Origin of the sequence: Tepidimonas sp., assembly GCF_029335975.1 — a bacterium.
In the GTDB taxonomy this organism is placed as follows: Bacteria; Pseudomonadota; Gammaproteobacteria; order Burkholderiales; family Burkholderiaceae_C; genus Tepidimonas.
On the sequence record NZ_JARJMT020000041.1, the window covers coordinates 1 to 8,143 of the forward strand.

Below are 8,143 nucleotides of genomic sequence, written 5' to 3' on the forward strand. Positions count from 1 at the left end.
AGCGGGCCGCTGCGGCACTGGGTGGGCTAAGATGCCATTACCCTACTGCAGGAGACTGACCGATGTTCAAGAAAATGCTCGTTCCCGTCGATGGCTCGGCGCTGGCGCATGCCGCTGGAGAACTGGCCGCCGAACTCGCCCGCTTGCACGGTGCCCAGGTGGTGGGCGTCTATGTGATCGATCCGTTCCCGTACATCGGCATCGGCGACGCTTCGGTTGTGGGGCTGCAGGCCTATCTGGCCGAGGCGCAGGCCGCAGCGGGCAAGGCGCTGGACGATCTGCGGCAGGTCTGCGCCGCGCGCGGCGTACCCTTTGCGGGCGACACCATCGAGCGCAACGTCACCTACGAAGGCATTCTCGAGACCGCCGAAGCCGAGGGGTGTGATCTCATCGTCATGGGCTCGCACGGACGCAAGGGCGTGCAGGCGCTCATTCTGGGCAGCGTCGCGCAAAAGGTGCTCACCCATGCCAAGGTCCCAGTGCTGATCGTCAAGCCGCAGGTCTGATGGCGTGCACCGCCCCGCGCGGTGGATGCCGTACGGGGTTAAAGCGGGGTGCCTAGAATGCTGGGCTCGTATCGCCCGCCCTGTACCCCGCCATGTCCGCCCGCCTGCCCGAGACCCGCGATCCGATCCGCGACGACGACGCGGAGGGCGCGCCCTTGCAGGGCGTCATCCGCATCCGCGGCGCGCGCCAGCACAACCTCAAGCAGATCGATCTCGACATCCGCACGGGCGAGCTCACCGTCGTCACCGGGCCCAGCGGATCGGGCAAATCCTCGCTGGTGTTCGACACCCTGTTCGCCGAAGGGCAGCGCCGCTACGTCGAGACCTTTTCGGCTTACGCACGGCAGTTTTTGGACCGCATGGACAAGCCGGCGGTGGACCGCATCGACGGCGTACCACCCGCCATCGCCATCGATCAGACCAATCCGGTGCGGTCGTCGCGCTCCACGGTCGGGACGATGACCGAGCTCAACGACCACCTGAAGCTGCTGTTTGCCCGCGCGGCTCAGCTGTTCGACCGCGAAACCGCCTTGCCGGTGCGCCGCGATACGGCCGAGACCATCGTGGCCGATCTGCGCGCGCGGGCCGCCGCAGCCGGCGATCCACGGCTGGTGGTGACTTTTGCCATCGAGCTGCCTGCCAACACCCGCGACGAGGAGGTGCAGCAATGGCTGTCTGCCAGCGGCTATACCCGCGTGCAGGCCCAACAAATCGTCGGTGAGCGCCGCCGGCTCGATGTGGTGGCCGATCGCTTTCGCCTCGGCCACACCGAGCCGGCGCGTGTGGCCGAGGCGGTGGAAACCGCGCTCAAGCGCGGTGGCGGGCGCCTGACGGTGTATGCGCTGTCGGATGGGGCTGAGCCCGCCCTATGGCGCTACTCCACCGGCTTGCACTGCCCGGAGAGCGACATCCGCTACAGCGAGCCGCGGCCGTCGCTGTTTTCCTTCAATTCGCCCGCTGGCGCCTGTGAGACCTGTCGCGGCTTTGGCCGCGTCATCGGGGTGGACTGGGGCCTCGTCATCCCCAACGACAAGCTCACCTTGCGCGCGGGCGCCATCAAACCCATCCAGACCCCCGCCTACCAGGAGTGCCAGGACGACCTGATGCGCCACGCCGAGGCGGCGGGCATTCCGCGCGACACGCCGTGGTATCAGCTCAGCCCCGAACAGCAGCGCTGGGTGCTGGAAGGATCGCCCCACTGGGCGGGGGACTGGAAGCGCCAGTGGTACGGCATCCGCCGCTTCTTCGAATACCTGGAGAGCAAAACCTACAAGATGCACATCCGGGTGCTGCTGTCCAAGTACCGCAGCTACACCGAATGTCCAGCGTGCGGTGGCGCGCGCCTGAAGACCGAAAGCCTGCTGTGGCGCATCGGGTCGCGGGCTGATGCGGATGCCGTGCTGCCGCCCGAGCGGCGCTTTCGCCCGCGCGGCGTGGCCTGGAGCGATGCGCAACTGCAGGCACTGCCTGGGCTGTGCCTGCACGACCTGATGAGGCTGCCCATTGCGCGCCTGCGTCGCTTTTTCGAGGGTTTGCAGGCCCGCCTGGACGAACTGCCCGCCGGTGAGCGACAGGCCCAGGCCCTGTTGTACGACGAGATCACCACCCGGTTGCGCTACCTGTGCGATGTGGGGCTGGGTTATCTGACGCTGGACCGCCAGAGCCGTACCCTCTCTGGCGGCGAGGTGCAGCGCATCAACCTGACCACGGCGCTGGGCACCTCGTTGGTCAATACCCTGTTCGTGCTGGATGAGCCCTCCATCGGCCTGCACCCGCGTGATATGGCGCGCATCAATCAGGCGATGGCCCGTTTGCGCGACGCGGGCAACACCCTGGTCGTGGTGGAGCACGATCCGGCGGTCATGCTCGCCGCCGACCGCATCCTCGACATGGGCCCTGGCCCCGGCGAGCGCGGCGGCCGCATCGTGTTCGACGGCACACCCGCGCAGCTGCGCAGCGCCGACACGCTCACCGGTCAGTACCTGTCCGGGCGGCGGCAAATCGGCTTTGGCGTCAAGCGCCGGGTCACCGAATCCACCCCCCGCCTGATCCTGGAAGGTGCACGCGAGCACAATCTTCGCAATTTGGATGTGGCCATCCCGTTGCAGCGGCTGGTGGTGGTGACCGGGGTCAGCGGCTCGGGCAAATCCACCTTGGTGCAAGACATTTTGGCGCCGGCCCTGCTGCGCCATTTCGGTCAGGCCACCGAATCGCCCGGAGCATACGACCGGCTGCTGGGCGCCGACCATCTGGAGGGCGTGGTCTTCGTGGACCAGTCGCCCATCGGCAAGACGGCGCGCTCCAACCCGGTCAGCTACGTCGGTGCGTGGGACGCCATCCGTACCCTGTTCGCGCAGTCGCCGTTGGCGCAGCAGCGCGGCTACACGGCGGCCAAGTTCAGCTTCAACAGCGGCGACGGCCGCTGCCCCACCTGCGGGGGCTCGGGCTTCGAGCATGTGGAGATGCAATTTCTCTCCGACGTGTATTTGCGCTGCCCGGACTGCCAGGGGCGGCGCTACCGTCCTGAGGTGCTGGAGGTGACCATCGAGCGCGCAGGACGTTGGCTAAACGTGGCCGACGTGCTGGAGCTGACCGTCGCCGAGGCCGCGCACAGCTTTGCCAGCGACCGCGACGTGATACGCGCGCTGCAACCGCTGCTGGACGTCGGGTTGGAGTATCTGCGGCTGGGCCAGCCGGTGCCCACGCTGTCTGGCGGCGAGGCGCAGCGTCTGAAACTCGCTGGCCATCTGGCCGCCGCCGCGGCGTCCGAGCCGCGCCCACGCCGCCCCCGCACGGCAGCCGCCGCCCCAGCGGCGCCGTCGCCCTGGGTGGGCAAAACACCGCCGCGCGCGCGGGGCACGCTGTTTTTGTTCGACGAGCCCACCACGGGGCTGCACTTCGATGACATCGCCAAGCTGATGCGCGCGTTGCGCAAGCTGCTGGAGGCAGGCCATTCTCTGGTCGTGATCGAGCACAACCTGGATGTCATCCGTGCCGCCGACTGGGTGCTGGACCTGGGGCCGGAGGGGGGCGATGGCGGGGGCATGCTGGTGTTTGCCGGCCCGCCCGAGGAGCTGCGCCACCACCCCACCAGCCACACCGCGGCGGCGCTGCGCGAATACGCCGAGGCCCTGGGCGAAGCGACCGCCGCCCGCGAGCCGCACCCAGCGCGGCCCGCACCCGTGTCGCGGCCCGCGTCTGCGCCGCCGGCCATCCGCATCGTGCATGCGCGCGAGCACAACCTGCGTGATCTGTCGGTGGACATCCCGCGCGGGCGTTTCACCGTCATCACTGGCGTGAGCGGATCGGGCAAGTCCACGCTGGCATTCGACATCCTGTTCAACGAGGGGCAGCGGCGCTATCTGGAGAGCCTCAACGCCTATGCACGCAGCATCGTGCAGCCAGCCGGCCGACCTGAGGTGGACGCCGTCTGGGGCATTCCTCCGACGGTAGCGATCGAGCAGCGCCTCTCGCGCGGCGGACGCAAGTCCACCGTCGGCACGGTGACCGAGGTCTGGCACTACCTGCGCCTGCTCTATGTCAAGCTGGGGGTGCAGCATTGCGTGCACGATGGCGCCCCCGTGCAGCCGCAAACCCCGGACAGCATCCTGGCGCAGCTGATGCAGCGCCACCGGGGGCAGACGCTGGGCATCCTGGCGCCGCTGGTCATCCACCGCAAAGGGGTCTATACCGAGTGGGCCGAATGGGCCGCCCAGCGCGGCCACACCCACCTGCGTGTGGATGGCGAGTTTCTGCCCACGCAGGGTTTTCCGCGCCTGGACCGCTTCAAGGAGCACACGCTCGAGCTGCCCGTGGCCACCGTCCACGTCACGCCCGCGGCGGAGGACGAGCTGCGCGCAGCGCTGGCGCAGGCTTTGCAGCACGGCAAAGGTGTGGTCCATGTGCTGGCGGGCATCGAGGGTTTGGCTGCGGCGCTGCAGGCCGGTGGCACCGGGCGCGGCCTGGGCACGGTGGCCGTGTACTCCACCTTGCGCGCCTGCCCGGTGTGTGGCACCAGCTACGCGGAGTTGGACCCGCGCCTGTTCTCGTACAACAGCCCGCATGGCTGGTGTCCCGATTGTGTTGGGACGGGCGTGCAGCTTACGCGCGAGCAGCGCCGCGCCCTGGATGACAGCCTGCGCGACGACGCCCACCGCGGGCGCGAGCAAACCTTCGCCGAGCCCGACTTAGAGGACATCGGCGATCAGCCCTGCCCAAGCTGCGGCGGCACACGGCTCAATGCCGTGGCGCGGGCCGTGCGTTTCCACGGCCGACCGATCACCGATATCGCGCGCCTGAGCGTGGCTGAAGTGCTGGACTGGGTGCGCGCCCTGCAGCAGCCCGGCGTGCTGACGGCACGCGAGAGCGACATCGCGCGCGACCTGCTGCCCGAAATCGAGAGCCGCCTGCGTTTTCTTCAGCAGGTGGGCCTGGGCTACCTGACCCTGGACCGTGGTGCGCCCACGCTGTCGGGGGGCGAGGCGCAGCGCATCCGGCTGGCGGCCCAGCTCGGCTCCAGCCTGCAAGGGGTGTGCTATGTGCTCGATGAGCCGACCATCGGCCTGCATCCGCGCGACAATCGCATCCTGCTCGATGCGCTGCATGCGCTGCGGCAGCACGGCAACACGCTGGTGGTGGTGGAACACGACGAAGACACCATCCGCCGCGCCGATCACCTGATCGACATCGGCCCCGGTGCGGGGCGGCTGGGCGGACGGGTCGTGGCCCAAGGGCGGCTCGAGGATGTGATGGCCGCTGCCGACTCCCAGACCGGGCGCTACTTGGCGCAAGCCATGCGCCATCCGCTGCAAGCGCGCCGGCCCGTGACCCCAGACGGGCCCGCGCTGGTGGTGCGCGCAGCGCGCCGGCACAATTTGCAGGGCATGGATGTCACCTTCCCGCTGCACCGGTTGGTCGCTGTCACCGGCGTGAGCGGATCGGGCAAGTCCACGCTGGCCCGCGACGTGCTGCTGACCAACCTGGCAACGGCGCTGGCGCAGCGCCGCGCGCGCGCCGTCGCCTGGAGCGGTTGCAGCGGTCTGGAGGGGGTCGAGGCCGTGGACCGTGTGCTGGAGGTGGACCAGACCCCGATCGGCAAGACCCCGCGATCCTGCCCAGCCACCTACATCGGATTTTGGGACACCATCCGCAAGCTGTACGCCGAGACGCTGGAGGCCAAGGCGCGCGGCTACGGGCCAGGGCGGTTTTCGTTCAACACGGGCCAGGGGCGCTGCCCGGTCTGCGAGGGGCAGGGCGTGCGCACCATCGAAATGAGCTTTCTGCCCGATGTCAAGGTGCCGTGCGAGGCCTGTCACGGGGCGCGCTTCAACCCCGAGACATTGGCCGTCACCTGGCGCGGCAAGTCGATCGGCGATGTGCTGGCCCTGTCAGTGGACGAGGCGGTGGACTTCTTTGCCTCGATGCCATCGATCGCTCACCCGCTGCAGTTGTTGCGCGACGTCGGCCTGGGCTATTTGACGCTGGGTCAGCCCAGCCCTACGCTGTCGGGTGGCGAGGCCCAGCGCATCAAACTGGTGACCGAACTGACCAAGGTGCGCGACGACATCGGCCGCCGTGGGCAGAAGACGCCACACACCCTGTATGTGCTGGACGAGCCCACCGTCGGCCTGCACATGGCCGATGTGGACAAGCTCATCCGCGTGCTGCACCGCTTGGTTGACGCCGGGCACAGCGTGGTGGTCATCGAGCACGACCTGGACCTGATCGCCGAGGCCGACTGGGTGTTGGACCTGGGGCCGGAGGGGGGCGCGGGCGGCGGCCGGTTGGTCGGCGCCGGCACCCCCGAGGATCTGGTGCGCCTGGGCACCCACACGGGCCAGGCGCTGGCCGCGGTGCTGTCGCGCAGCGCCTGAGCACACACGACCCATGAACGACCCAGGGCGCGTGGTGTGGATCGAGCCGGACGCACCCGCCAAGCCGGCCTGGGGGGCGCCGTGCAATGGCTGCGGCGTGTGCTGCCTGATCGAGCCGTGCCCGATCGGTCAACTGATCAGCCGCCGTCGGCGCGGCCCCTGTGCAGCCTTGCGCTGGACAGAGGCCGAGCGCCGCTACCGTTGTGGCGCTCTTGCCGCGCCGGGGGAGGTGCTGGGCTGGGGGCAGGGGCCGCTCGGGCGCGGGCTGTCGGTCCTGGCGCGGCCGATGTTGGCGCGCTGGATCGCCGCGGGTCGCGGGTGCGATTGCGACGCCCAGGTCGAGCCCGGACCTGGATCTTGACGCGCATCAACCCCGGCGCGTGCCGATTCTTGCATCATCGACATATTGCAATGGACGATGAAAGGGCGGCCATGGACATGGCGGCGTGGATCGAGCGCTGGGGCGAACCGGCCGTACTGGCCATGGGCGGCTTGGTGCTGGGCTTGGGGTTTGGCTTCTTCGGCCAGCGCTCCAAGTTCTGCCTGCGTGCCGCGGTCATCGAATTCTGGCACCGCCGCTTTGGCGACAAACTGGCGGTGTGGCTGCTGGCCTTTTCCACAGCCGTGGTCGCGGTGCAGAGCATGATTCTGCTGGGCTGGCTGGATGTCTCCAGCGCCCGCCAGCTCGCCGCGCGCGGCAGCCTGTCGGGCGCGCTGGTCGGCGGCTTGCTGTTCGGGGTCGGCATGGTCATGACACGCGGCTGCGCGAGCCGGCTGCTGGTGTTGTCGGCCAACGGCAACCTGCGTGCGTTGCTGTCGGGGCTCATCTTTGCCGTGACCGCGCAGGCCTCATTGTCGGGGGCGCTGGCGCCGTGGCGCGAGGCGGTCAGCCGTTGGTGGGTGATAGAGGGCGGCCCGTCGCGCGACCTGCTGGCGCTGGTGGGCGGCGGGCCCAAGGTCGGGCTGCTGTTTGGGCTGGTGTGGATGGCCGCTGCGTTGTGGTTTGCGATACGCAGCGGCTGGAGTTTCTGGAAATGGGTGGGCGGCTCGGCCACCGGGCTGATGGTGGCGTTGGCCTGGTGGTTCAGCTACCAGGTGATGGCGCAGTCGTTCGAGCCGGTACAAATCCAGGGCATGACCTTCAGCGGGCCGTCGGCCGAGTGGTTGATGCGCGTGCTGGCGGAGCCGGACAAGCCGTGGTCCTTTGGCCTGGGTCTGATGCCGGGGGTGTTCCTCGGCTCGCTGGCGGGTGCACTGATTGGGCGCGAGTGGAAGCTGGAGGGCTTTGGTGGTGCCTACACCATGCCGCGCTACATTGCCGGCGCGATGCTGATGGGCTTTGGCTCGATGCTGGCGGGCGGCTGCGCGGTCGGTGCGGGCATGACTGGCGGCGCCGTCTTTGCGCTGACGGCGTGGGTGACGCTGGTGGGCATGTGGGTCGGCGGGGGTATCGCCGACTGGTTGATCGACCGGCCACAGCCCCAGGCCAAACTGGCGCCGACCGGAGGCGCAGCCGCCGACCTGGCCCGCGCGCCCTGAGGCGCCCCGCTGCCTGCTGGACCGCCCGGCAATCGGCGGCAGCGGGCTCACAGCCGGTGGCCGGCCCGGGCTCGCGCCAACAGTACCAGACAAGCCACAGCCACGGTCAGCAGCAGCGCCGGAAAGCCCACGCGCGGCGCCCATTGCAGGGCAGCGCCGGCCAGCGACGGGGCCAGCACCCCGCCCAAGGTATAGGCCATCACCAGCACAGCCGTGCTGTTGACC

The 8,143-nt window shown here is 69.2% G+C and carries 4 protein-coding genes; all 4 read left to right on the forward strand.

Features of this window, described 5'->3' with window-relative positions; all coding sequences use genetic code 11:
- Positions 1-62: 62 nt before the first annotated feature.
- The 4 genes from P3W97_RS02240 to P3W97_RS02255 all read left to right on the forward strand — a co-directional run bounded on the left by P3W97_RS02240 (position 63) and on the right by P3W97_RS02255 (position 7,918).
- Complete coding sequence (locus P3W97_RS02240) at positions 63-506, forward strand: universal stress protein (protein ID WP_300843392.1); 444 nt, start codon at positions 63-65, stop codon at positions 504-506.
- Between the two features lie 92 nt (positions 507-598).
- Positions 599-6,379, forward strand: a complete 5,781-nt coding sequence (gene uvrA / locus P3W97_RS02245; protein ID WP_300843394.1) for an excinuclease ABC subunit UvrA — start codon at positions 599-601, stop codon at positions 6,377-6,379.
- A gap of 13 nt (positions 6,380-6,392) precedes the next feature.
- A complete protein-coding gene (locus tag P3W97_RS02250; protein ID WP_300843396.1) occupies positions 6,393-6,740 on the forward strand; it encodes a hypothetical protein in 348 nt (115 codons plus the stop codon).
- A 50-nt stretch (positions 6,741-6,790) separates the two neighbouring features.
- Positions 6,791-7,918, forward strand: coding sequence for a YeeE/YedE family protein (locus tag P3W97_RS02255; RefSeq protein WP_300843398.1), 1,128 nt, complete (start codon positions 6,791-6,793; stop codon positions 7,916-7,918).
- Positions 7,919-8,143: the final 225 nt, after the last annotated feature.